Annotated in this window: 1 protein-coding gene; it reads left to right on the forward strand. The window is 62.1% G+C overall.

Features of this window, described 5'->3' with window-relative positions:
- On the forward strand, positions 1–1,492 hold a 1,492-nt coding region (locus HV796_RS42005), incomplete at its 5' end, for a hypothetical protein (RefSeq protein ID WP_175233510.1).
- Positions 1,493–1,781 lie beyond the last annotated feature (289 nt).

The following is a 1,781-nucleotide window of genomic DNA, read 5'->3' on the forward strand; positions in this document are numbered from 1 at the left end:
ACGGGAGCGGACGATCCGTCTGGAAAACCGGGAGGGCCAGTGGCAGCAGGCCCGGAATGCTCCGGGTCTGAAGGGTGGGGCGCCTGAACCCCATCGCTTGCCCCAGCTGTCGGCGGATGAGGTGGACAACGAACTCGCGGATCTGGACGACAGGCCGCATTCTGGCTCGTCCGTTGACGTTGCACCTCAAGGCCGGAGGGCGGACCCGGCAGGGACGGCGCTGGTTGACTGGGCCCACGCGGAGCAGGCGCGTGGACTGCCACTTTCCCATGCGGAACAGCAGATCCATGACAGCCTGAGCGCACCAGGGCGTCAACAGCCGGCTGCCCCCCTCCCGGGCAGCAGTCGCGCAAAGCCCCGTGCACGGTTCGTGCCGGCATTACCTGAACACATCGATCTGCTGAAGGATCTGCCCGGGGAGCTGGCTCAGGTATACCGCTCTAACGTCAGGCGGTTCCTGGCGCATCTGGAAGAGCAGGGACAGTCATGGTCGCAACTGGTGCCTGCGGGCAGCGGTGCGGGTGCGAGTCCTGCCGCGCTGGAACAGGCAGTCAACGAGGGGATCCGCCATCAAGGCTTGCAGCACAACACGCGCGCTGCGCTCAATCAGGCCTTCGGATTCAGGCTGCGAGGCGACATAAAAGAAGCACGGGCCCTGTTTTCACCGGATCTTCAGGAGCACAAGGATCTGCTGAAGGATCTGCCCGAAGGATTGGACGCTGTATACCGCTCTAACGTCAAGTGGTTCCTGGTGCATCTGGAAGAGCAGGGACAGTCATGGTCGCAACTGGTGCCTGCGGGCAGCGGTGCGGGTGCGCGTCCTGTCGCGCTTGAACAGGCGGTCAACGAGGGGATCCGGCATCATGGCTTGCAGCCCAACACGCGCGCAGCCATCAACCAGGCCTTCGGGTTCAAACTGCAAGGGGACATAAAAGTTCGGCTCGCACCGGATCTTCAGGAGCACAAGGATCTGCTGAGGGATCTGCCCGAAGAGCTGGGTCAGACGTACCGCTCTAGCGTCAAGCAGTTCCTGGCGCATCTGGAAGAGCAGGGACAGTCATGGTCGCAACTGGTGCCCGCGGGCAGCGGTCCGGGTGCGCGCCCTGCGGCGCTTGAACAGGCCGTCAACGAGGGCATCCGGCATCACGGCCTGCAGGCCAACACGCGCGCTGCGCTTAACCGGGCCTTCGGGTTCACGCTGCAAGGCGACATAAAAAGAGTTTGGCTCGCGCCGGAAATTCAGGAGCACAAAAATCTGCTGAAAGATTTGCCCGAAGAGCTGGATTATCGATACCGTTCCAGCGTCAACCGGTTCCTGGTGCATCTGGAAGAGCAGGGTCAGTCATGGTCGCAACTGGTGCCTGCGGGCAACGGTCCGGGTGCGCGTCCTGCGGCGCTTGAACAGGCAGTCGACGAGGGGATCCGGCATCATGGCTTGCAGACCAACACGCGCGCAGCCATCAATCGGGCCTTCGGGTTCAAGCTGCAGTAAAGGGCTCTGACGTGATGGATGACTCCCGCTAAGCAGCAAGGAATCGTGCCAAAGTGGGACAAGTCGTGATATCCACGGCAAAGGATGCGTTCATCATGAACATAGCGACTGTTGGACTGGACCAGGTCAAGAACGTGCTGCAGGTTCACGCCGTCGATTTGCAAGGACAGGTCGTTGTATGTTCTACCGGCTGTTCGGCTGGGGCATGCGGCAGATCACCGGCCATATGCAGGAATTCCGGGCGCTGCGCGCACTGGACATCGCGGTGCCGGGCTTTGGGTTGCTCAGC

It is taken from the genome of Paraburkholderia humisilvae (genome assembly GCF_902859855.1).
Taxonomy (GTDB): Bacteria; Pseudomonadota; Gammaproteobacteria; order Burkholderiales; family Burkholderiaceae; genus Paraburkholderia; species Paraburkholderia humisilvae.